26 protein-coding genes are annotated in these 20,605 nt (G+C 57.6%); 25 read left to right on the top strand and 1 reads right to left on the bottom strand.

Going from position 1 to position 20,605, the window contains the following annotated elements; all coding sequences use genetic code 11:
* The 22 genes from HX812_RS27180 to HX812_RS27080 all read left to right on the top strand — a co-directional run.
* Nucleotides 1-589: hypothetical protein (locus tag HX812_RS27180; protein ID WP_218643589.1), on the top strand; the 589-nt coding region annotated here is incomplete at its 5' end.
* A 113-nt stretch (nt 590-702) separates the two neighbouring features.
* Nucleotides 703-933, top strand: coding sequence for an AlpA family transcriptional regulator (locus HX812_RS27175; RefSeq protein ID WP_016978859.1), 231 nt, complete (start codon nt 703-705; stop codon nt 931-933).
* A gap of 4 nt (nt 934-937) precedes the next feature.
* Entirely contained in the window at nt 938-1,780 is an 843-nt protein-coding gene (locus HX812_RS27170; RefSeq protein WP_016978860.1) for a ParA family protein, read from the top strand.
* An 85-nt stretch (nt 1,781-1,865) separates the two neighbouring features.
* Nucleotides 1,866-2,075, top strand: coding sequence for a hypothetical protein (locus tag HX812_RS32270; RefSeq protein ID WP_080589277.1), 210 nt, complete (start codon nt 1,866-1,868; stop codon nt 2,073-2,075).
* A gap of 14 nt (nt 2,076-2,089) precedes the next feature.
* Nucleotides 2,090-3,676 carry a ParB family protein gene (locus HX812_RS27165; protein ID WP_016978861.1) on the top strand — a complete coding sequence of 529 codons (1,587 nt, stop codon included), beginning with the start codon at nt 2,090-2,092 and terminating at the stop codon, nt 3,674-3,676.
* Entirely contained in the window at nt 3,673-4,221 is a 549-nt protein-coding gene (locus HX812_RS27160; RefSeq protein WP_016978862.1) for a DUF2857 domain-containing protein, read from the top strand. Before HX812_RS27165 ends, HX812_RS27160 begins: the two co-directional genes overlap by 4 nt.
* Nucleotides 4,218-5,408, top strand: coding sequence for an STY4528 family pathogenicity island replication protein (locus tag HX812_RS27155; RefSeq protein WP_016978863.1), 1,191 nt, complete (start codon nt 4,218-4,220; stop codon nt 5,406-5,408). Before HX812_RS27160 ends, HX812_RS27155 begins: the two co-directional genes overlap by 4 nt.
* Before the next feature lie 219 nt (nt 5,409-5,627).
* Nucleotides 5,628-6,383, top strand: coding sequence for a PFL_4669 family integrating conjugative element protein (locus tag HX812_RS27150; protein ID WP_016978864.1), 756 nt, complete (start codon nt 5,628-5,630; stop codon nt 6,381-6,383).
* The gene (locus tag HX812_RS27145; protein ID WP_016978865.1) at nt 6,380-6,898 is read left to right on the top strand and encodes a DUF3158 family protein; all 519 of its coding nucleotides are present in this window, start codon (nt 6,380-6,382) and stop codon (nt 6,896-6,898) included. The genes HX812_RS27150 and HX812_RS27145 overlap by 4 nt, the downstream gene beginning before the upstream one ends.
* Nucleotides 6,895-7,365 (top strand): single-stranded DNA-binding protein, encoded by a 471-nt coding sequence (locus HX812_RS27140; protein ID WP_016978866.1) that lies wholly within the window; start codon nt 6,895-6,897, stop codon nt 7,363-7,365. Before HX812_RS27145 ends, HX812_RS27140 begins: the two co-directional genes overlap by 4 nt.
* A gap of 208 nt (nt 7,366-7,573) precedes the next feature.
* A complete protein-coding gene (locus HX812_RS27135) occupies nt 7,574-9,541 on the top strand; it encodes a DNA topoisomerase III (protein ID WP_016978867.1) in 1,968 nt (655 codons plus the stop codon).
* An 894-nt stretch (nt 9,542-10,435) separates the two neighbouring features.
* On the top strand, nt 10,436-11,017 hold the full coding sequence (locus HX812_RS27130) for an STY4534 family ICE replication protein (protein WP_016978868.1): 582 nt from the start codon (nt 10,436-10,438) through the stop codon (nt 11,015-11,017).
* Nucleotides 11,018-11,088: 71 nt separating this feature from the next.
* Entirely contained in the window at nt 11,089-11,346 is a 258-nt protein-coding gene (locus HX812_RS27125; protein WP_016978869.1) for a hypothetical protein, read from the top strand.
* 99 nt (nt 11,347-11,445) lie between these two features.
* The gene (radC, locus tag HX812_RS27120; protein WP_016978870.1) at nt 11,446-11,940 is read left to right on the top strand and encodes a DNA repair protein RadC; all 495 of its coding nucleotides are present in this window, start codon (nt 11,446-11,448) and stop codon (nt 11,938-11,940) included.
* 52 nt (nt 11,941-11,992) lie between these two features.
* Nucleotides 11,993-12,739, top strand: coding sequence for a hypothetical protein (locus HX812_RS27115; RefSeq protein ID WP_038848950.1), 747 nt, complete (start codon nt 11,993-11,995; stop codon nt 12,737-12,739).
* A gap of 106 nt (nt 12,740-12,845) precedes the next feature.
* The gene (locus tag HX812_RS27110; RefSeq protein ID WP_016978872.1) at nt 12,846-13,388 is read left to right on the top strand and encodes a PilL N-terminal domain-containing protein; all 543 of its coding nucleotides are present in this window, start codon (nt 12,846-12,848) and stop codon (nt 13,386-13,388) included.
* Nucleotides 13,385-14,056 carry a hypothetical protein gene (locus HX812_RS27105; RefSeq protein ID WP_016978874.1) on the top strand — a complete coding sequence of 224 codons (672 nt, stop codon included), beginning with the start codon at nt 13,385-13,387 and terminating at the stop codon, nt 14,054-14,056. Before HX812_RS27110 ends, HX812_RS27105 begins: the two co-directional genes overlap by 4 nt.
* Before the next feature lie 9 nt (nt 14,057-14,065).
* Nucleotides 14,066-14,785, top strand: a complete 720-nt coding sequence (locus HX812_RS27100) for a TIGR03759 family integrating conjugative element protein (protein ID WP_038848947.1) — start codon at nt 14,066-14,068, stop codon at nt 14,783-14,785.
* Nucleotides 14,767-15,315 carry a lytic transglycosylase gene (locus HX812_RS27095; protein ID WP_016978876.1) on the top strand — a complete coding sequence of 183 codons (549 nt, stop codon included), beginning with the start codon at nt 14,767-14,769 and terminating at the stop codon, nt 15,313-15,315. Before HX812_RS27100 ends, HX812_RS27095 begins: the two co-directional genes overlap by 19 nt.
* Nucleotides 15,312-15,827 (top strand): integrating conjugative element protein, encoded by a 516-nt coding sequence (locus HX812_RS27090; RefSeq protein ID WP_025999940.1) that lies wholly within the window; start codon nt 15,312-15,314, stop codon nt 15,825-15,827. Before HX812_RS27095 ends, HX812_RS27090 begins: the two co-directional genes overlap by 4 nt.
* Before the next feature lie 8 nt (nt 15,828-15,835).
* Nucleotides 15,836-17,941: a type IV conjugative transfer system coupling protein TraD gene (gene traD / locus HX812_RS27085; protein WP_016978878.1), complete on the top strand. Its 2,106-nt coding sequence runs from the start codon at nt 15,836-15,838 to the stop codon at nt 17,939-17,941.
* Between the two features lie 85 nt (nt 17,942-18,026).
* Nucleotides 18,027-18,758: a TIGR03747 family integrating conjugative element membrane protein gene (locus tag HX812_RS27080; protein ID WP_038848945.1), complete on the top strand. Its 732-nt coding sequence runs from the start codon at nt 18,027-18,029 to the stop codon at nt 18,756-18,758.
* A 20-nt stretch (nt 18,759-18,778) separates the two neighbouring features.
* Here HX812_RS27080 and HX812_RS27075 read toward each other — a convergent pair whose 3' ends face one another.
* Complete coding sequence (locus HX812_RS27075; protein ID WP_025999941.1) at nt 18,779-19,360, bottom strand: YniB family protein; 582 nt, start codon at nt 19,358-19,360, stop codon at nt 18,779-18,781.
* A gap of 282 nt (nt 19,361-19,642) precedes the next feature.
* Between HX812_RS27075 and HX812_RS27070 the strand changes: the two genes are divergently transcribed.
* From HX812_RS27070 to HX812_RS27060, 3 genes are read left to right on the top strand one after another with little or no spacing between them, the layout of a single operon-like run.
* The gene (locus tag HX812_RS27070; protein ID WP_025999942.1) at nt 19,643-19,978 is read left to right on the top strand and encodes an RAQPRD family integrative conjugative element protein; all 336 of its coding nucleotides are present in this window, start codon (nt 19,643-19,645) and stop codon (nt 19,976-19,978) included.
* On the top strand, nt 19,975-20,214 hold the full coding sequence (locus HX812_RS27065; RefSeq protein ID WP_016978882.1) for a TIGR03758 family integrating conjugative element protein: 240 nt from the start codon (nt 19,975-19,977) through the stop codon (nt 20,212-20,214). Before HX812_RS27070 ends, HX812_RS27065 begins: the two co-directional genes overlap by 4 nt.
* Nucleotides 20,215-20,231: 17 nt before the next feature.
* Nucleotides 20,232-20,603, top strand: coding sequence for a TIGR03745 family integrating conjugative element membrane protein (locus HX812_RS27060; RefSeq protein WP_016978883.1), 372 nt, complete (start codon nt 20,232-20,234; stop codon nt 20,601-20,603).
* Nucleotides 20,604-20,605: the final 2 nt, after the last annotated feature.

Here is a 20,605-nt window from a genome sequence, read left to right as displayed (position 1 = left end):
CTACTTCAGACCATCCCTAAACGATGCAATCCGTAACCAGGAGCTAGCTTATGGATGTATGGGGGTGACGGTTAGTTCAGGTGAAACGATAGAGCAGCCGCTACTGACAATTCGACATAATGATCTCAAACGTTGGCTTATCGAATACCATCCAGCAGAACAGCCGAACTTCATCTTTGACGAATCCGAAAAACAGTCAGTCTCACCGCACACCATCGAAGTTTATAAGGCGTTGCTCGTTGAGTTAGACATCTGTAAAGCTGAGCGTGAACGCACACGAGGCCTCCTCCAAGAATTAACGAAAGAGCGTGATTTGTTGCGTCGTGAAAACGCAAAATTAATACTGCACCGCAAAAGTGCCATGGAACCAAATGAACGATCTGAGCGTTCTTACCTGCGTCTCATCGGCGCGCTCATCAGCCTACTACTAGGTAAATCCCCAGGCGGCAAGTCTTACTCCAGCTTCGTCAGCCAAGCTTCCATTATTTCTGTTCTCACAGCACGAAATGAAGGCAAACCTGGGTTTAACAAGCGCACTCTTGAAGAAAGATTCGCAGCAGCCAGACGCACCGATGAAAACAACGATTAGGCACCGAAAATTGCGGTCCTGCTTATCGTAATTCGCGGTGCTTTTCATCTCATTGTGATTTTGAATGCCACTCACATCCTCATCAAGCCAATATTTGCTATGGAGTGTTTGTCATGAAAGATCCGTTGGTAACGTCCCCCAGTAGCGCCTCAGCTAGTACTGAACGCCACATTATGCGCCGAGACGAGGTGGAGCGAAAAACCGGCTTCAAGCGTGCGCACATTTACAATCTGATGAAGGAAGGCAAATTTCCTCAAGCCAAACGTATTGGCATGCGCGCAGTCGGCTGGGACTCAGAGGAGATCGAGCAGTGGATTGTTGAACGCTTAGGTCACCAGGCCTGATGCCATGCGTGTGGTATCGGTGGTTTCCACCAAAGGGGGCGTGGGTAAAACCACAGTAGCCGCCAATCTCGGCGGTCTATTGGCTGATGCCGGCGTCCGCGTCCTGCTGCTCGATCTGGATAGCCAACCCACCCTCTCCAGCTATTACGCCTTGAGCCAGAAGGCTGATGCAGGTGCGTACGAGCTCATCGCACTCAACCTAAGAACTCCTGCCCAGATTATTTCCAGGACAGTAATTGCAGGGCTCGATCTGATCCTCTCCAACGACGATCAAGGCCGACTGAATACATTGCTGCTGCACGCCCCCGACGGGCGATTACGTCTGCGCAATCTGCTCGACAATCTCCGTCTCAATTATGACCTGCTTTTGATTGACACTCAGGGCGCACGTAGCGTGCTGCTGGAGATGGCCATCCTCGCCTCCGATCTCGCCCTCTCTCCCATCACGCCGGAAATGCTCGCCGCTCGCGAACTGCACCGCGGCACCTTGAAGCTGCTCAGTGAGCTCGAACCGTTCCGCCTCCTGGGAATTACACCGCCCCCATTGCGACTGCTCTTGAACCAAGTGAATGCCATTCGAGTCGACAACCGGATGATCATCCGTGGCCTGCGCAAGACTTTCGCTGGGGCTACCAATATCTCGGTGCTAGACACCGTAATCCCGGACCGAGTGGCGTATCTCAATGCCGCTTCCCTCGGTTTGCCGGTCCACCGAATCGAGACGCGCCGATCACGCGAACGACGCTCGCCATCAGCGCTGGAAACCATGCAAGCGCTGGCCATTGAGTTGTTTCCGAAATGGCGCGAGGCGATCTCTACGATGACCAGATGCGCGGAGGCTCAGTGAGACGAAGCACCAGGCTGGCATTTCTCGCCAAGTCATTTTGTTTGTTCGACCTTGAGGCCAACAGCGGTTGGCTAGGAGTCTTTTAATGTTGGGTCAACTTCCCATCATCGTTCAACCATCTATTCGACCACACCCCTCACCTTGCGAGGAGTACTGCACTGTGGTCTTTCGCCTGCAGCGTGGACACTCGGCTATGGGTTGGTTCCTCGCAGAGCTTTCCCGACATTTCGAAGGTTCGGGGACTGCCGAGATCGTGAAATTCGAGGTCAGTGACCATTTGCGTAACTGGCGTTAACTGAGGCAGTTCAAATGAAGAAGCTCAGTCAGGAGGAAATCACCGACAAGCTGCACCAGGACCACTTCCCTCCGGGTCCAGAACTGGAGCGGCTGTCCGATCCAGTAATTGAGACACCTATGCTGGTCACCCTGGAGCAGTTGCGGCCCTACGAACACAACCCGCGTTTCATCCGTAATCCGCTTTACGACGATATCAAGGCCTCGATCCGTGAACGCGGGCTGGACCAACCGCCACCGATTACCCGTCGCCCGGGTGAAACCTATTTCATCATCCGCAATGGCGGTAATACCCGCTTGGCGATCCTCGGCGAACTGTGGCAGGAAACCCACGACGAGCGCTTCTTCCGCATTCATTGCCTGTTCCGGCCTTGGAGCAATGAAATCACCGCCCTACTCGGCCATCTGGCCGAAAGCGATCTGCACGGCCAACTCACCTTCATCGAACGGGCTCTGGCGGTGGCCAAACTCAAAACAATGCTCGAAGCAGATGGCGCTATGCTCTCGCAACGTGAACTGGCACGACGTCTTGCCGCTGGGGGTTACCCTATTTCACAGTCGCACATCAGCCGGATGCTCGACACCCTCGAACACTTATTGCCCGCCATTCCACAAACCCTGTATGCCGGTTTGGGCAAGCCCCAGATCGAACGCCTAATCGGTCTGCGAAGCCAGGCCGAACGAACCTGGAACCGTTATTCAACCGCTACCGTTGCGTTCGCCGATTTTTGGCTCGATACCCTGTGCTATTTCGATACCGACCCCGAGTCCTTCGACCTTGAGCAAATCCAGGATGAACTGCTGGAGCGCATGAGCCACTTGCTCGGACAGTCCTACCGTATGTTGGTCCTGGATCTGAGCGATACCCAGCGGGTCATCTCGACGCCGGCCGTTGTCCTCACCAAGCCCTCGGAGAACAGCCATCTGCCGAGCATTGATGTCGCCACGGCAGGAGCTCCCTCCTCCGAGCCCCATTCCCAATCAACGGATGCCAGACCCCAGACCGAACCAACGCGAGAGGAATTGCTTACACCGACTGGAACGAACGTCGTATCAGCGGTCAGTCCTCCATCACGCGTTCAACAGATTCGTGAACAGATCGATCGCGAGACAGCCACCGACACAGCATCTCCGGTCGACACCTATGCGATCGACGACATCTGGACCATCGCACCAGCACTGGATAGCCCCGAACAACTGCGATCCGCCATTGCCACACTGGCGCGGGAAATGGCCTCTTATGCCGGAGACCCCGAGAGCATCATCGGTCAGCCGCTTGGCTTGGGCTTCGCCCTCAACATCGAGCGAGTTGATCTTGGCACGCCTCGCGCAACCAGCGTTCACCTTCTGCTCCTGGCCCTGTCGCGCGCTCAAGACGACGTCAACTGGGAGGATCGCAAACAATTGCCCTCAGCCCTGTTCGGCCAGCTGTTGTTGGGGGTCTATCAACTCCCGCTGCCTGATCGTCCCGCTGTGGATGTGGGACTGGAACGACTGCCCGACGGTCTTCTCATCAAACTGTATCGGTTAATTCGTTTGGCCCGGCGCCTGATCGACTTAACGCTTACCCCTGAAGATGACTCGCCGAAGGAGCTGCCATGAACCTGTCCTTCAATGTGCTCAACCAGGCCATGCTGACCCAGGTGCTGCATGAGCTACGCCTGGGTAACCTGCAGCGCTGCAAGGCACTCGGCCTGGGTGAAGACGACATCTACTTGTTGCAATCCTTACCGCCCACCACCCTGTCGCGCCTGGCCCATGCCACCGTACCTTGGGTTGAGGTCAAGATTGACTCGCCGGTGCTGCACCGGTTGATTGAGCAAGCCGAACGTGACGAACAGAATGAGCGCTTGATCAACCGGGCGCTCAAGCTAGGCGCCAGCAGCACCATCATGTATCAGTGCTTCGGCTTGGCGCATTCGGAAACTGCCCTGCGCCGACGTCTGCTCAAGATAGAAACCCGTAAGGGCCGCCCTCAGCATTTGAGCGAAGCGCAGGAACATGCGCTCTGGCAGCGATGGTGCCAGCTACGCGCTCACTACGGTACCGAGGATCAGCTCGACGCCATGATGATGCTAGCGGAGGAGCAACAGATCAGCTTGACCATCGTGTGGCAGCAGATCGACCATTACAGCAACGAAACATGAACACTGTCCCTTCCGGCCGCTGGCAGCGTGTCCTGCAGCAATGCACCCAGCAGTTGAGTGAACGCTGGCCCGCACGCCCTACCGCCGAACCACCGTCTAACCAGGCTCTGCAGGCTGGCTTTATGTTCAGTGGCCAATCTCACGAAGTCGTGCCACGTCGCCTGCTGTTGGACAATCGGCTGACGCCGTTGGAACGGAATGCCTGGCAAGTGTTTCGCCTCATGCTGCAAGGCCAAGGCGTGGTCACGCCGCGCTATGAGGATTTGCAGCCCTACCTGTCGAGCGTGCCCTACAGTGCGTCATCCTCCCGTGAAACCATTGCTCGCGTGTTGACGATGCTCAGGTTGACACGCTGGCTCAGCTTGGTGAGTCGCGGACGCGATAAGCTCAGCGGACGCCTTCAAGGTTCTCTGTACGTTCTGCACGATGAGCCGTTAACCCCCGCCGAAGCCATGGAACTGGATCAGGATTACCTGGCGCTGGTCGGACATGCCCTCGGCCATGCAACCAAGGCTGTGCGCATTGTCGCCCAGCACATTATGGAAGAAATCCGCCAGGACACGGACATCGAGCAGGGTCGACTACCGACACGGCTCGACAGCTGGGGCGAACACTGGACGCAGCCAGAATTGGATCAGGCGACCGATGCCGCTCTGCACGATTCCGAACGGGGGGAAGATGCCCTCGTTCGGAATCGTGCAGGCCCTCGTTCGGATTCCGAACCGAGTCTGAACGCCAGTGTTTCCCGCACCGTTCGGAATCCGAACGCCGCCTGTACTGTATTAAAAGAAAGTATTTGTACTGTACCGCGCGCGACCCCAGCGGTGGATAACCTGCACTGGCCCGCTGCACTGCACCTGAACCCAAGCGAGCGTCAGGCCGTCGCCGTGGCGCTGAACAAGCTCAAACCCGCGGATCGTCAGGCGGTGCTCAACGAAGCGGGAGCACGCTGTTTGGCCGGCGGTATCCGCAAGCCAGCGGCGTATCTGATGGGCCTGATCCAGCGTGCGCTGAAAGGTGACTTTCGTCCTTGGGCAGGTCAGGCCGAACCGTCACCCATTGCAGAACCACCCCCACCCGCCCCCTCGCGGCCATCTCGACGACAGGGCGAACCCGCGTCAGCCCTGGCCCAAGCGTGCCTGAATGAACTGCGCCAACTGCGTGGCAAACACGGTGGACGTCAGTAGATTTGATGCCAGTGGCATCAAATCCATGGAGGTCCACTCTACGAACATGTCGGACCAAACTATGAAACTCTTCGGGAGAAGCTGAAACATCTCCTCCCACTGACGCCTCCATAGTTAGCCTTCTCAAACCAAACCGAACAGACCTCATTCAGCTTTTTGGCTGCCCTTAACCCTCATCTGTCGCAACGTTTCCGTCCAAGCCGATGCGAGGACACCACCGTGGCCGATCACTATCAACTCAATCTGGGTTCATTGCGCAGCAGCATCACCCTGACCCTGCACACTCACCACGCCGCGCGTATCTGGCAAGGTCGGGCCGCACGTGAAGGCGTCCACTCGATCATGGGCATGGCCGGCTACATCAGTGTCACCAACCTGATCAAACAAACCGCGGCCCAGGACGATCCCTATGCGGACTGGGCCATCGTGCAACTCGAAGAAAAACTGATGCAGGCCAAGGCTGGGATGCTGGAGCTGACCCAACAGCTGGACCGAATCAGACAGGACCTGCCGACACAGATCGACATGAGCGACAACCTCAACATCCACCCCGTCACCTTGCCGTTGTACATCGGCAGCCAGCTGGGTTTTCTGGCGGTCTACCTGCTGACCGACTACGACACCCTGGTGCGTCGTGCCCTGTTGTCTCATCACACCGCGTTGATCGGTCGCAGGGACATGGAAGCCTGGATCGATGATGGCGCCCATCTGCTGCGCAGCCTATTCGGCCAGGCCCAGCGCTATCGGCATGCCGGCGTCACACGCGATGACATGGCGGCGAACAACGCCCGAGCCATTGCGGCCATCGAGAAGATGGGTTTGCCCCCGATGGACATCCTGGAGGGTCATCGCCGCTCCCAGTTCGCGCCGCCAATCACTCGCCGTAGTGCGGTGGCAGTGGATGACGCCGACGCGTTGGCAGAGGACGTGGGAGCGTCGTCTGCGACAGTCAATGAGCCGGAGGACGACGCATGAATCCCATGATCCCGGCTCAACCAATGCCCTTCAAAGCGTTAACACCGGATGCCTATCGACAGCTCGAACACGCAGCCTCCCTAAAAGGCCTTTTAAAACCTTTTAAGGGTAAGGGGGAGTTGGAGCACCTGGCGCAGGTCGCGAGGGAAATCGAGGCGCAGTTACGTCACCTGATGGAGGCTGTGGTGCAGCAGGCCGGACAGCCCCCTTACTCGCTGCTGGACATTCGTTTAGTGCTGCAGAACACCAGCGCAGGCAGCACCTTTTTGCGTTGGCGCACCCGTGACTTTGCCCGTATGGGGGTGGCGGTCTGGGAACGCCAGGTGAGCAACAACGCCCTGCCGCTGGCCGTACACGAAGGATTGTACCGTTTCGAATGCAACCGCATTGCACTGAACCTGCAGATGAGCGTGGTGCATTCGCTCTACCGCCAGGCCTCGACCTGCGCGATCAATATGGCCAGTGCCGAACGGCTGCTGCGCCAGTTCACACCCGCAGTGGAGGTATCACAATGAGTACTTTTTTCGTTGGCGAAGGCAATATCGGCAGTGCGCCAGAGTTCCAGGAATTCGCCTCAGGCAATGACGAGCCACGGCGTTTGCTACGGCTGAATGTGTACTTCGACAACCCTATCCCACGCGAGGGCAGCTATGAAGATCGAGGCGGTTATTGGGCGCCGGTTGAGCTCTGGCACCGTGAGGCTGAACACTGGAGCACGCTGTACCAGAAAGGCATGCGCGTGCTGGTCGAAGGTCGTACCGTGCGCGATGAGTGGGAGGACAGCGAAGACAACGCGCGGGTAACCTTCAAGATCGAGGCCCGTCGAGTCGGTATTCTGCCTCACCGGGTACACGGCGTGGTCATGCGCGAGCGTTCCAGTGAACCGGCGGCCTCTCAAAATACAGAGCCGACCAGTTCACCGGCGTCGAAATCCAAGAAACGCAGGGGGCCGCCTACGTCTGACGGACAGACTCAGGCATAAAAATTGCACCTTTGCGCGAAGTTGCTGACCCGTCATTACACTCTGCTCGTGAAGCGCCATACTGCCGGTCAGTTGCAATGGGCTAGCAGCCTCGACCATTTAAGGCTGCCCTCTCCGACTAATATGAGGAACCTGCCATTCAGGTTTCTCATATCTCGCCACTGCTGTTTCCAATAACGCTGCTCCGAACTCAATCTGGAGCAGTTCTATGCTTCTCTTCCTCTGCGAGAAACCTTCCCAAGGTCGGGACATTGCCAAAGTACTCGGAGCCACCCGGCGCGGTGATGGTTGCCTGATCGGCGCCGACTCCACTGTCACCTGGTGTATTGGCCACTTGCTGGAGACAGCCCCACCTGAAGCTTATAGTGATCAGTACAAATCCTGGTCGCTGGATCATCTACCGATCATTCCCGTGCATTGGCAGGTCGAGGTCAAACCCAAGACAGCGGCACAGTTCAAGGTCATCAAACGCCTGCTCAGTGACGCTACCACCGTCATCATCGCGACCGACGCCGACCGCGAAGGTGAAATGATTGCCCGCGAATTGATGGAGCTTTGCAGGTATCGAGGACCCGTTCAGCGCCTCTGGTTGTCCGCCCTCAACGAGGCGTCGATTCGCAAAGCATTGTCCTCGCTGAAATCAGGTCAGGAGACCTTCCCGCTTTATCACTCCGCCCTCGCCCGCAGCCGCGCCGACTGGCTGATTGGCATGAACCTCAGTCGTTTATTTACCTTTCTCGGTCGGCGGGCAGGCTACGATGGCGTATTGTCAGTGGGACGCGTCCAGACACCCACTTTACGTCTGGTGGTCGATCGGGATCGTGCCATTGCCAGTTTCGTCCCGGTACCTTACTGGAATGTTGAAGTGCACCTATCGTCGAATGGCCAGCGATTCATCGCGTCGTGGTTACCGCCATGTTCAGGACGGGACGAGGCAGGTCGTTGCCTGCAGCAGGCGCTTGCCAGTCAGGCCGTCCAAGCGATCTCTAGCAGTAAGACCGCCACAGTGGTCTCGCTCCAGACTGAGCACTCCCGCGAACCGCCGCCCCTGCCCTTCGACTTGAGCACACTGCAAGAAGTCTGCTCACGCAAGCTGGGACTCGGCGCTCAGGAAACCCTGAACATCGCCCAAACCCTGTATGAAACCCACAAAGCCACCACCTACCCCCGCAGCGATTGCCGCTATTTGCCAGAGAATATGTTCAACGAGGCACCCACGGTACTTGATGCCCTGCTTAAAACGGATCCTGCACTCAGAACTGCATTTGGGTGCCTGGATCGATCATTACGCTCCCGCGTATGGAACGATACCAAGGTCACCGCGCACCACGGCATCATTCCCACCACCGAGCCGGCAAATCTGGTGCGGATGTCCGAACAAGAACGCCATGTCTACGAACTGATCCGTAGCCACTACCTCGCGCAGTTTCTTCCGCACCATGAGTTTGATCGTACCCAGGTCGAACTGGAGTGTGGCAAAGAGCGATTGGCTGCTGTCGGCAAACAAATCCTGGTCCAGGGCTGGAAAGGCTTGCTCACCGAAAACATCGAGGAGGATGAGCCCAGTCAAAAATCCCAAGTATTACCCATCTTGAAGCAGGGCACGCACTGCGCAGTGGACGATGTCGAACTCAAGTCCATGCGCACTGCCGCTCCCAAACCTCTTACCGAAGGCGATCTGATCAAGGCGATGAAAAACGTGGCCAAGCTGGTCAACGACCCACGCCTGAAACAAAAACTTCGGGACACCACCGGTATCGGTACCGAAGCCACGCGAGCCGGCATCATCAAGGGGTTGATTGAACGCGGCTATTTGCTGAAGAAAAAACGCGCTTTAATGGCCTCCGCAGCGGCCCATACTCTGATCGAGGCGGTACCCGCTGCAGTCGCGGATCCTGGTATGACCGCGATCTGGGAACAGGCGCTGGACGAAATCGAAGCGGGACGTCTGACCCTGGATGCGTTCGTCGCCAAGCAGGCGAACTGGATTGCGCAATTGGTCGCACACTACCGCTCGCTCACTTTGGCGGTACCGGTCGAAGCCGGCCCGGGCTGCCCCATGTGCAACGCCTCAATGCTTAGGCGAAAGGGAAAATCAGGGCCGTTCTGGTCATGCTCCCGCTATCCAGATTGCAAGGGCACTGTGTCGATCAGTAAAGATACGCGTCGCTCATGATGTGCCATGGGACGATCATCAGGAGAACGGTGAGTTCTCTGCCTTGACGTCGTCCCACCCTCTCTGCTGTAGTGCCCCAGGATCATCGCCAACGGCGACCCAAGACCGAATCGCTCCGGGCAGCTCGGTTGGACTCCTAGAGTTCGGAGCCTTCTTTTCTGCGGAATTTAATTCCCGTTTTGTGCTCGACCTGATCGTGGTGGCGGATGACCGCTGTTGCCTCTACCCGGCAATAGCGGTCATCCGCTTCGGCGATCGTATTCAGTCCCGGAGCCCACCGGGGAAACACGGGGCACCCTTTGTGCGCGGATGCGTGCCAGCATGTTCCGACCCAGGCCACGACAAGGGTCGGTTGGCGAATCATCGCGCAGTTAAACCAAGTTTTGCGAGGAGCTTGTGACTGCGTAAGACCGTCAAAGGTGGCTTTTCTGTTCCTCGCCTGGCGCCTCGCCAGGCCTACTCTTCATTTTTTCATTCCAGTAACTGCTACCGTATTCCAGGCGTAAAAAATCGGGTGGCAGCGCCTTGACGCTCCCCTGTGACAGGCTTATATAAAGGGCGTGGTTCGCTGTCGTTGACAGCCCAGCCCAGGTAGCTTGAACCTTCAAGGCTACGCCACGTTCGTGGTGGTTTACCCAAGTGCGATCAGCGTTCGGAAGCTCGCGCGATTACCGCTTCAGCGGTGATGAATGCCCACTACCCATGCCTGCGGATCACCACCGCAGACGCTCCTCTGCTGCACAGCTATTCCTCCAGACGCATCGTTCGGATCGTCATCGGCTTGCCGGTAGCGAGTCGTTCATTGCTCACCTTCACCTTACCCACCCTGACGGGGGCTCACTTCCCTGTTAGGGATTGTGCGTCGCCGTTTTCCCTTGAAACAGGAGAACCACCATGGCCCACGCCAACCACTCCCAAGAAGCGACCACTTACTTCAACCTTCACACCGTCGGTATCGGCTACCTCAATCGTGTTCGTGAAGTACAGGTCCGCCGCGGCCAACCCTTCATGGCCTGCGATATCGCCGCACTGCACGGAGCCACCGATGCGGTGGAGTACACCCGTTTCGACTGCAAAGTCGCTGGGGGTGAAGCTGAACGCTTGATTCGTCTCTATATGGACGCCGTCAAAGCCGAGAAAAAGGTCTTGCTGTCGTTCCGTATCGGCGATCTGTGGATCGATCCGTTTCTCTACGAGAAAGGCGATAAACAAGGCCAACCGGGCGCCAGCCTGAAAGGTCGTTTGCTGTTCATCGACTGGATCAAGGTCAGCGGCACGCTCGAGTACAAAGCACCCGCCAGGCAGGAAGCAACAGCACCTGCTGAGCAGGCGCCAAACAGTGAGCCATCCCCAACGTCGGCCGAAGCCGAAGCTGAGGAGATCGAAAGCACAACTGAGGCCCAGGTAGAACCTGACTCTCCACCCGCTCCCCGCACGGCCCGCCGTGATGCCTCCCGTACCGATCAGTCCGTCTGAACGGCCCACGATGTTCCTCATCAAGGCGCTCCCTCGAGCGCCTTTTCTTCAATCAGCACAGGAGAACCAACATGGAATCCTTCTGGCTTTGCGACGACTGCCTGTTCGCGGCTGCTTACGAGGACTACAGCACGTTATCGCTCTACTACACGACGGATGAAATCGAGAAACGCATCGCCGGTATCCATCGTGGACTGGTTCGGTTAATGCCCATCAGTGCCGACTTCGATCCCGAAACCGGCTGGGGAATAAAAGCCTTTTCCCCATTGCCCTGCGACGGTTGTGGTTCACACCTACACGGTCAACGCTACCGATTCACGCGGCTGTAACAGCGCGTCACCTGCTAACGCCCACAACTCTATACCTACCTCGGGGATACCACTCCCCTCGGGCGTGTACCCCCGATTGTTCCCTTCGGAGGTACCACCATGAGCACCCCACTCACTCTGATTGAGACCTCGGATTTCGAGGCTAATCGTATCGTCCAAGAAAACCAGGTGATCGACGAAGCACTGCATATTCTGGATCGTCGGCTGTTCGCCCGCGGCCCTAACCTGACGTCGCCTGACGCCGTGGCTTCATACCTAAAGCTGCATCTTGTGCAACAAGAGCATGAAGTCTTCGGTGTGATATTTCTCGATGCCAAGCACCGGGTGTTGGCGTTCGAAGCCCTCTTTCACGGCAGCATTGATGGCGCCAGCGTTTACCCCCGCCAAGTCGTTAAGCGTTCCCTAGCGCATAACGCTGCGGCGGCCATTTTTGTGCACAACCACCCTTCGGGGTGTACAGAACCCAGCCAGGCGGATCACGTCTTGACGGCACGGCTGAAAGAGGTCTTGGCCTTGATCGAAGTGCGCGTACTGGATCACTTCATCGTGGGTGAAGGTCGTCCACTTTCTCTTGCCGAACATGGCTGGCTTTAACCCTCACAGGCGTCTTCGGGCGCCTTGTCCATTATCATTCTGGAGAACCTTCATGAACCCCACACACCAAGCTGCAGCCCTGCTGACGGCCTCCAACCCATTTGCTCGCGGTTACGACAACCTTCATATCGAACGGCTGCTACTGATCACCTACGAAGACGACTGTCCTCCCTGCTGTCGACCCGTACACGACGCACAGGCCCATCTGCCCGACGACGAGCTGCAGCTGTTCCCCTGCCTGTTCAATGACGATTTCGCCGTGATCAGCGAAGGCCAATCCATTTCGGATGATTTGGATGAACGCTGCCAGTCCACCGGGCTAGTGCGCCAAGTAATCTACGCTGTGACGGGAGAAATGCTCAACGAGCGGCATCACCTCGGTGATCTGTACTCCCTGGAAGAGGCACAAGCCATGGTCCATCGCTTGAGCTTCGAAACGGGACACTACAGTCGAGCCTGGGAGATCAGTACCGCACACCTTCCTGAAGAAGCGATGCTTTATCTGGAGGGGTGGATCAGTCACTCCGCTCCGAGGCAAACCGGCCTCTTGTTCGAGTTTTTTACACTGCATGATTGCTCAGGCATAAGTTGCAAACTGATCGGCACGCCCTGGACCGACGATAACTTAGTAAAGATCGAGGGCCGTCCTTACTCATCACTGCGGCAAGACCAACTCGACGCCGGCACACCGGAAGCCTTGGTCAACGTACTGTATCTGGCGGCATTGGCGGATGTGCGCTTGTTGATCTTCGACCCCGACGCTGCCGTTTTGGATGGGCTCGCCATTTTTGATGAGTAGCAACGTGTTCAGCGTTAACACGACCCACGTTGAATCAACTTTCTCACTGAATCGCTCCTTCACCTCATGTCAGGTTCTGCACTGAATCTGACATGAGGTTTTTTCCATGGAGCGTTTTTTCACGCCTGTCTGCCTGCTGGGTTTGTTGAGCGCCTGCACCGCGCAAATCCCCAACCCTTTGCCGACCCATCCAGCGATCGACAGTGGCTCCAATCGGGCCCAGCACCCGAGGGGCATAGCCGAAGAAAGCCATCCGGCAGAGCTTCGTTATGGCCGCTACACGCTGGTCAGCACCGAGCCCACCACGGAACAACGCGATCTTCTTGCCCAAATCATCGAAGTGAACATCCCGTCCAGCCTGCACCCCTCGGTGCAGGATGCGTTGCAGTACGTGCTGCTGCGCTCTGGTTATGCGCTTTGCCCTGTTACTGCGTCGGTGAAGGTGCTGTTTACCCGGCCTCTGCCTGCAGCCCATTACCGGCTTGGTCCAATCCCTTTGCGCAGCGCGCTACAAGTGCTGGCTGGCCCCGCTTGGCAACTCACGACCGATGAAGTCAGCCGTTCGGTCTGCTTCGAACAGCAGAAAACGGAGGCCGGTGTCGCGCTGAACACACCCGTCGTGCCCCATCAATCGGAGACGCGGCCATGAAAGCCTCAACGTATCAAACCCTCATCATTGGGCTGCTTTGCCTGGCGGACGCCGGTCTGAGCGGTGGTTTGTATAACCAGTATCAGCGCGTGGCCGAACTACAGAGCACAAACACCCAACGCCTACAAACTCTGGACTCCCTGCAACGTGATTCAAGCGCCCTCAAGGACGCCCAGGAGAAGCTGCAGTACGCGCTGAAAGACCTGAAGCAGATGGTCGATACTGGTGAGCAACAGGCCAATACCCTCGATCCCATGCTGGATCAGTGGGCGCAAGAAATACAGGCGCTGCGCGATGGTCTGGCAGCCCGCGCCACCGTGGCAGACCTGACAGCGCTGCGCGCACGCCTTGAACAGGTCGAGCAGCAGTTCCAGGAGCACAAGACCCAGCCATCACCCCCACCGCCATCGCCTTCCGCGACCAAACCTAAACAGACCGCCCGCCCCAAGCCCGTCCCGCTCTCGCCACCGTTCTCGGTGTTGGGGGTCGAATCCCGTGGTGGTGAGCGTTTTTTGGCAGTCGCACCTCATGACAGTCGCTCTCTCATAGAAGTTCGGCTGCTGCATAGCGGCGAGCAGCTCGGAGCCTGGCACCTGAAAGTGCTGGAGCCGAACTCAGCCATCTTCGCGGTGGCCGCTCAGCCAGACCAGACCGTGCACCTCCCTTGAGAAACGATCATGAACAGAGCGCTACTGCCCACCGTCGTCTATCTCGCTTCGCTACTGGCCATGGGCGCTGCGATGGGCAACCCCATCACGACACAGTCACGGTTCCAGGACACGCAGTCCGCGCCCCTGGGACGCTCTGACTCTGAACAGGCTGCGAGCTGGGGGTTGACGGAACAGGAGTGGACGCGCTTCGAACAGATCCAAGCCGGCCCGCGTGGTTTCTGGAGCCCGAACCTCGATCCGTTGACTGCACTTGGAGTCGAGGCCCAGACCGACCAAGAGCGCCAGCGCTATGCCGAATTACAGGTAGCGCTGGAAGCCAAACGCGCCGAGCGTGAATTGGCCTACCAAAACGCTTACACCGCGGCCTGGACCAAGCTGTTTCCCGGGCTGCTGCCGATCCAAGGCATGGCATCTTCGTCCCCTACCAGCTCATCGGTCGCGCCGCGCCCAGCCCTTTTTGTGGAGGACCACTGCCCTGCATGCACCGCTGAAGCACAACGTTTGCAAAACAGTGATACGGCGTTCGATATCTACCTGGTGGGCAGCCAAGGCGAGGATGAACGCGTCCGTAGCTGGGCTCGGCAAGCGGACATCGATCCGGCCAAGATGCAACGACGGCAGATCACCCTGAACCATGACCGTGGTCGCTGGTTCAGCCTGGGTGCCCCGGGGCCATTGCCTGCCACATTTCAACAGGTGAACGGACAATGGCAACGCCTCGACTGAGTAGTCTTGCGCTGATGTTGGCGATGCTGGCGGCTCAGGCCGAGGAGCTCCCGCCTCCTGCCTATCAATTGGCGGCGCATGACGCCGACATCCCTTCGACGGTGCTGTTCGCGATTGCCCTGCAGGAGAGTGGTATCCGCGTCCGTGGTCGACTGCTGCCCTGGCCATGGACCCTGAACATCGCCGGTGGTCCTTACCGCTTCGCCACTCGACAGGCTGCCTGTCACGCCTTGCTTCAGGCGCTCGTTCGGCATGATGCCAAGCGGGTCGATGTCGGTCTCGGGCAAACCAACCTGGGTTACCACGGGCAACGTTTTTCCAGTCCTTGCGAAGCCCTCGACCCCTACCGAAATCTCGCCGTGACCGCCGCGCTGCTGCAGGAGCATCACGCCACCACCGGTGATTGGGTGTTGGCTGCAGGACGTTATCACCGTCCGGCAGGAGGCGCGCCGGCCGCACATTACCGCGCAGGTTTTTCCCGGCAACTTGAACGGCTGCTGACTTCCTTCGAACAGGGCACACCACCATGAAGCGAATCTCCGTTGTCTGTTATTGCACCCTGCTCTTGGTACCGTTCGCTCAGCCGGAACTGAGCGTAGCTGGGGATCGGCCTAGCGACTTCAACCGACCCCATTTTCAGGTTGCCAGGCCGCCAATCAACAACAAGATCCGGCCTGATCGGGCCATGCATGCGGACCTGTCCACGTTTACCGATGAAGCCTGGATACTGCCCATCCGCAGCTCCTACTTGAGCCCCGGCCAGATCACGTCTCGCGCCCTGAACATGCCGGGCTTGCGGCCATTTTTTCTGGTCGGTGACGATCCCCAGTCTCTGACTTGGCTGCGTCAACGCGCGGCTGAACTGCAGGAACTGGGTGCAGCCGGCCTCGCCGTCGAGGTGGCCGATACTGAAGCTTTGGCCCGGATTCGAGCAGCCGCTCCGGACATCACCATCCTGCCGGTCAACGGCAACGACATCGCCACCCGCCTGCAGATTGAGCACTACCCCGTCTTGATCACCGCCACCTTATTGGAACAGTGAGTCGGGTCATGGCCGAGCATGCGATGGAGTCCAAGCTGCGGCCAGCGGTGGAGCTGTACACGGTAGCGATCTGCGTCGCTGCCGCAGTGTTGTGCGTGTACTCGCCCTGGGCCGTGGCCCTGTCACCGGAGATCGGTCTGATTGCGGCGCTGGCCTATACCCTGTTCGGCCTGATCCGCCTGCGACAAGCCTGGGAGGTGCTGCGCTATCGGCGCAATATCCGACGGCTCCCCCGCTACGAACTGACCAGCCGGCAGGTTCCGGTTAGCCGTAAGCGCCTGTTCATGGGCCGCGGCTTTCGCTGGACCCGCCTGCACACCCAGCGCCTGGTCGAAGCCCAGGATCCGGCGGTCGCCCACTATGTCGACCAACCGACCTGTTACCGCTTGGCCCGTGGACTCGAACGTCGTCTGGAGCATGTACCGTTTCCTCTCTCTACATTGGCGCGTGTCACCGCTTGGGACAGTGCCTTCAATCCGTTACGTCCTTTACCCCCAGTCGGTGGCTCGCCGCTGTTGCATGGGGTCGAGCCCAATGAAACAGAAGTCAGTCTGCCGCTGGGCGAACGGGTCGGACACACCCTGGTGCTAGGCACTACTCGTGTCGGCAAGACGCGACTCGCCGAGGTGTACATCACCCAGGACATTCACCGCGTCGAACATGAAGTGGTCATCGTCTTCGATCCGAAGGGCGATGCCGACCTGCTCAAGCGCATGTACGTCGAAGCCAAACGCGCTGGTCGGGAGAAAGAGTTTTATGTCTTCCATCTGGGGTGGCCAGAAATCTCGGCCCGCTACAATGCGGTAGGACGCTTCGGGCGTATCTCGGAAGTGGCGTCACGCATCGCCGGGCAGCTCAGCGGCGAAGGTAACTCCGCGGCCTTTCGCGAGTTTGCCTGGCGTTTCGTCAACATCATCGCCCGTGCCCTGATCGAGTTAGGCCGGCGCCCGGACTACCTGCAAATCCAACGGCATGTTGTCAACATCGACGCGCTGTTCATCGAATACGCCCAGCAGTTTTTCGCCAAAACCGATCCGAAAGCCTGGGAAGTGATCGTCCAACTGGAAGGCAAGCTCACCGAGAAGAACATTCCCCGGCATATGGTGGGCCGCGAAAAACGCGTGGTGGCCATCGAGCAGTACCTGGCGGTGAAACGGGTATTTGATCCGGTAATGGACGGACTGCGTTCGGCGGTGCGGTATGACCGTACTTACTTCGACAAAATCGTTGCCTCGTTACTACCGCTGCTGGAGAAACTTACCACCGGCAAGACCGCCCAGTTACTGGCTCCTAACTACACCGACCTGGATGACCCGCGGCCAATCTTCGACTGGATGCAGATCATCCGAAAACGCGGCATCGTCTATGTCGGCCTGGATGCGCTGACCGATGCCGAGGTCGCTGCCGCCGTAGGTAACTCCATGTTCGCCGACTTGGTCTCGGTCGCCGGACACATCTACAAACACGGCGTCGACCATGGCCTGCCCCAATCAGGTAACTACAGTGACAAGTTGCCGATCAACCTGCACGCCGACGAGTTCAACGAGTTGATGGGCGATGAGTTCATTCCGCTGATCAACAAGGGTGGCGGTGCCGGTATCCAGGTAACCGCCTACACCCAGACCCTTAGCGATATCGAAGCGCGAATCGGTAACCGCGCCAAGGCCGGCCAGGTGATCGGCAATTTCAACACCCTGCAGATGCTCCGCGTGCGCGAAACCGCCACCGCTGAACTGCTCACCCAGCAGTTACCCAAGGTCAATGTGCTGACCAAAACCCTAGTGTCGGGCGCCACCGACACCTCCGATCCTGAGGCCAATACCGACTTCACTTCGTCCTCGCAGGATCGCGTCAGCAGCACCAGTGTGCCGTTGATCGAGCCCGCTCACATCGTCAGTTTGCCCAAGGGGCAAATGTTCTCCTTCCAGGCCGGTGGCCAGCTCTGGAAAGTCCGTATGCCTTTGCCAAAACCCTCCAATGACGACGCCATGCCCAAAGACCTGCAGGAACTCACTCAACGCATGCGGGCGATCTACAACACGCAGGCGGGGCAGTGGTGGAGCGCCAGTGGTGGCGGCCCAACTCCCAACTTCGATTTAGATCAGGTGGGGTAGCCCTACCCTGATGGTTTCGATTCAGCAAAACATATACAGAAGGCGCGTTAACGCCATCAGCCATGTGGCACTAATGGAGTGAATGATGGTGACTTCCGTACAGAACACGCCGCCACAACCGATCCAGCATCCGGGGATGATCGTCTCGGCCATCAGCCTGGTCCTGCGCATCATCGGCTTGCTGGTTGCCTCACTGCTGTTCTCGATTCTGATTGAGTTCGCCGGTTTGCTGCTGTTCTGGAGCGATCAGGGCTGGCGGCACAGCCAAGCCATGCTGAATAGCGAATTGAGCTGGCTCAGCGAACACTTCAAATATTCACTTATCATCCAACAACCCGGACAGGCGATTGTCCAGTGGCTGGATTTCCTAAATCAGTGGCTGTTGGTCAAGACTGGATTTGCGGATTTTGCCCGGCAGGCGCGGGTATCGAGCCAAGGCAACGGCTTCTGGAGCTGGGCCAATCAGGTCTACGTGAGCATCGAAAATTTCGTGCTGGCCGCGGTCTACGTCACCTTCACCTTTGTGGTGCGGCTGATAATTCTGGTCCTAGCCTTGCCGCTGTTCTTGCTGAGTATGTTCACTGGCTTTGTCGATGGCTTGATACGCCGCGACCTTCGCAAATTTGGCGCGGGGCGAGAAAGCAGCTTCGTCTACCACCGCGCTAAGCGAGCTGTATTACCACTGCTGCTCGTACCCTGGATTATTTACCTATCCCTACCGTTTTCGCTCAACCCCATGGCGGTTTTTTTGCCTTGTGCAGTGATACTTGGAATAGCAACCGCTATCACCGCTGCGACGTTCAAAAAATACATTTGATAGAGCGCACTGCTGGCGTGCTAAACCATTCCGGTAAATTTAGCCAACACTGCGACGATATAACCGCCAATGATAGACAAACCAACGATACCCCACGGCCGCTGCCACCAATCACCGTTGGACGATTGCGGCATTGATTGCTGGTAAAAATTGATGTGGCCGATCTGGTTTGCGTTGACTTGGGTTGCGGCTCCATTCTGCATCGAGTTGCGCCACTGGGCCTCCTCAAGACGTTCGAGCTGGGCCTGAACACGCCCTCTGAGATGTCTAGCTGAAAGCAGCAATTGCTTTCCAACAATCATCACACCCAGCAACCCGAGAAACAGCAAATTCCCATAGCTGAGTGGTTTTTCCTGATTGAGAGTAGGCGCGTTGTTCCATACAAAACCGATGAAGGGCGATGTGATTTGATAAATATCAGCTACCAAGTTTTGCATCAGCCCACCCAGATGCCCAAAAATCTCTGACTCAGCGAGTTTCTCCGCTTGACGGTGTAGAGAAATCAACAACGAGACAAAATAAAATAACGCACCGAAGACCATCAATGAGAAGCCCACGCCCTGCCGAATACGATACCGCCGAATTGCTTGTTGAATGTTCACTCTTTGCACTCACTCTTCGTTAACTGATTCCGTTGGAGCTTATCTGCGCCCCGCTAGCGACGTTGTTAGCGGAATCAAACGTTAACGGCCACCGATCGTTTTTCATGAGCAATCGAGACAGTGCTTGCAGTGTAATCGCGTCACTTTTCCGTTTTTATAGCCTTCGATACGGTGCCCCAAAGAGCTGTGTCGAAATAAATGACGCAGCGTGTTTCATATTTCTTACTGCTGAGCCCTGGAGGTTAGTTGAATGCTGGCTCCATCTCCAAATGGGCTACCCACATGTCAACCAAATTTTTCAGAATCTGCCCACTGGTCGTACTGATGACGTTCCATAGGGGCAGCTATGCCGCCTCTACTCATGAGCAAGATCAGTTCAGTTTAATTCTGCAGCAACTCGACACTATCGAACGCCTTGCGACACGGGCCGAGACAGCCAACACGGCTGAATCAGTCGAGCGCTATCGGTTCGACTATCCCCGTCTGTCGCAAGACATCCAACGCATCCGCCACGGAGTGCAGGGCTACCTGTCTCCCTCCCGCGCTCAGCCCCGAGATCCCAGTGAATTAGTCGGCGATTACCGCCTCGACACGCCGCCCACGGAGCCGTCGCCATGAGCATGACCGACGCGCAGAGCGCTGCCTTTCAAAACGCTTCCGGCTTCTCGCCGCATAGCAGTTCGACGCTGTGGCAGTCCCTGGTTCTCGTTCTGGCGTTGCTTTGGTGTGCCTGGGTGATGTGGACGGCTTACCGAGGTTGGGCCACTGGCAGTGTGCGCTTTGGAGCCTTCGGCGGCAGCGCCGCCCGCGTGCTGCTCGCCTTGCTGGTTCTGATGTTCTTCACCCTGTCCTAACACCGGAGATCACCATCATGCTCAAGTGCCTTGCCCCCCTGAAAAACAACCTGCGTAATCGTGCCAGCCAGCGCTTGATCGGGCTGCTCCTGGTGCTCGGTCCAAGCCTGGCTTTTGCCGAGCTCCCCACCATGGAAGCACCTTCTCGTGGTGAAGGTTCCGGGTTGATCGAAACGATCAAAAACTACGCCTACGACGGCGGCATCCTGCTCGGTCTGCTGATTGCCCTGCTCGCTTTTTTAGGAGTGGCCTGGCATTCGCTGACGGTGTATGCCGACGTGCAGAACCAACGCAAGACCTGGAAAGACTTGGGTGCGGTGGTCGGTATCGGTGCTCTGTTGGTGGTGATCATCATCTGGTTCCTGACCAAGGCTGCCGCGATTCTGTGAGG

The organism is Pseudomonas sp. IPO3749 (genome assembly GCF_013386605.1).
Lineage (GTDB): Bacteria > Pseudomonadota > Gammaproteobacteria > Pseudomonadales > Pseudomonadaceae > Aquipseudomonas > Aquipseudomonas azotoformans_A.
The sequence above is the reverse complement of the archived record's forward strand: the minus strand, read 5'-3'. Positions and strand labels throughout refer to the sequence as shown.

Bases quoted from the DNA above. Each gene is read 5' to 3' on its own strand.
- HX812_RS27175 (WP_016978859.1), top strand. From the start codon at position 703: ATGAAAGATCCGTTGGTAACGTCCCCCAGTAGCGCCTCAGCTAGTACT.
- HX812_RS27170 (WP_016978860.1), top strand. From the start codon at position 938: ATGCGTGTGGTATCGGTGGTTTCCACCAAAGGGGGCGTGGGTAAAACC.
- HX812_RS32270 (WP_080589277.1), top strand. From the start codon at position 1,866: ATGTTGGGTCAACTTCCCATCATCGTTCAACCATCTATTCGACCACAC.
- HX812_RS27165 (WP_016978861.1), top strand. From the start codon at position 2,090: ATGAAGAAGCTCAGTCAGGAGGAAATCACCGACAAGCTGCACCAGGAC.
- HX812_RS27160 (WP_016978862.1), top strand. From the start codon at position 3,673: ATGAACCTGTCCTTCAATGTGCTCAACCAGGCCATGCTGACCCAGGTG.
- HX812_RS27155 (WP_016978863.1), top strand. From the start codon at position 4,218: ATGAACACTGTCCCTTCCGGCCGCTGGCAGCGTGTCCTGCAGCAATGC.
- HX812_RS27145 (WP_016978865.1), top strand. From the start codon at position 6,380: ATGAATCCCATGATCCCGGCTCAACCAATGCCCTTCAAAGCGTTAACA.
- HX812_RS27140 (WP_016978866.1), top strand. From the start codon at position 6,895: ATGAGTACTTTTTTCGTTGGCGAAGGCAATATCGGCAGTGCGCCAGAG.
- HX812_RS27135 (WP_016978867.1), top strand. From the start codon at position 7,574: ATGCTTCTCTTCCTCTGCGAGAAACCTTCCCAAGGTCGGGACATTGCC.
- HX812_RS27130 (WP_016978868.1), top strand. From the start codon at position 10,436: ATGGCCCACGCCAACCACTCCCAAGAAGCGACCACTTACTTCAACCTT.
- HX812_RS27125 (WP_016978869.1), top strand. From the start codon at position 11,089: ATGGAATCCTTCTGGCTTTGCGACGACTGCCTGTTCGCGGCTGCTTAC.
- radC (WP_016978870.1), top strand. From the start codon at position 11,446: ATGAGCACCCCACTCACTCTGATTGAGACCTCGGATTTCGAGGCTAAT.
- HX812_RS27115 (WP_038848950.1), top strand. From the start codon at position 11,993: ATGAACCCCACACACCAAGCTGCAGCCCTGCTGACGGCCTCCAACCCA.
- HX812_RS27110 (WP_016978872.1), top strand. From the start codon at position 12,846: ATGGAGCGTTTTTTCACGCCTGTCTGCCTGCTGGGTTTGTTGAGCGCC.
- HX812_RS27105 (WP_016978874.1), top strand. From the start codon at position 13,385: ATGAAAGCCTCAACGTATCAAACCCTCATCATTGGGCTGCTTTGCCTG.
- HX812_RS27100 (WP_038848947.1), top strand. From the start codon at position 14,066: ATGAACAGAGCGCTACTGCCCACCGTCGTCTATCTCGCTTCGCTACTG.
- HX812_RS27095 (WP_016978876.1), top strand. From the start codon at position 14,767: ATGGCAACGCCTCGACTGAGTAGTCTTGCGCTGATGTTGGCGATGCTG.
- HX812_RS27090 (WP_025999940.1), top strand. From the start codon at position 15,312: ATGAAGCGAATCTCCGTTGTCTGTTATTGCACCCTGCTCTTGGTACCG.
- traD (WP_016978878.1), top strand. From the start codon at position 15,836: ATGGCCGAGCATGCGATGGAGTCCAAGCTGCGGCCAGCGGTGGAGCTG.
- HX812_RS27080 (WP_038848945.1), top strand. From the start codon at position 18,027: ATGGTGACTTCCGTACAGAACACGCCGCCACAACCGATCCAGCATCCG.
- HX812_RS27070 (WP_025999942.1), top strand. From the start codon at position 19,643: ATGTCAACCAAATTTTTCAGAATCTGCCCACTGGTCGTACTGATGACG.
- HX812_RS27065 (WP_016978882.1), top strand. From the start codon at position 19,975: ATGAGCATGACCGACGCGCAGAGCGCTGCCTTTCAAAACGCTTCCGGC.
- HX812_RS27060 (WP_016978883.1), top strand. From the start codon at position 20,232: ATGCTCAAGTGCCTTGCCCCCCTGAAAAACAACCTGCGTAATCGTGCC.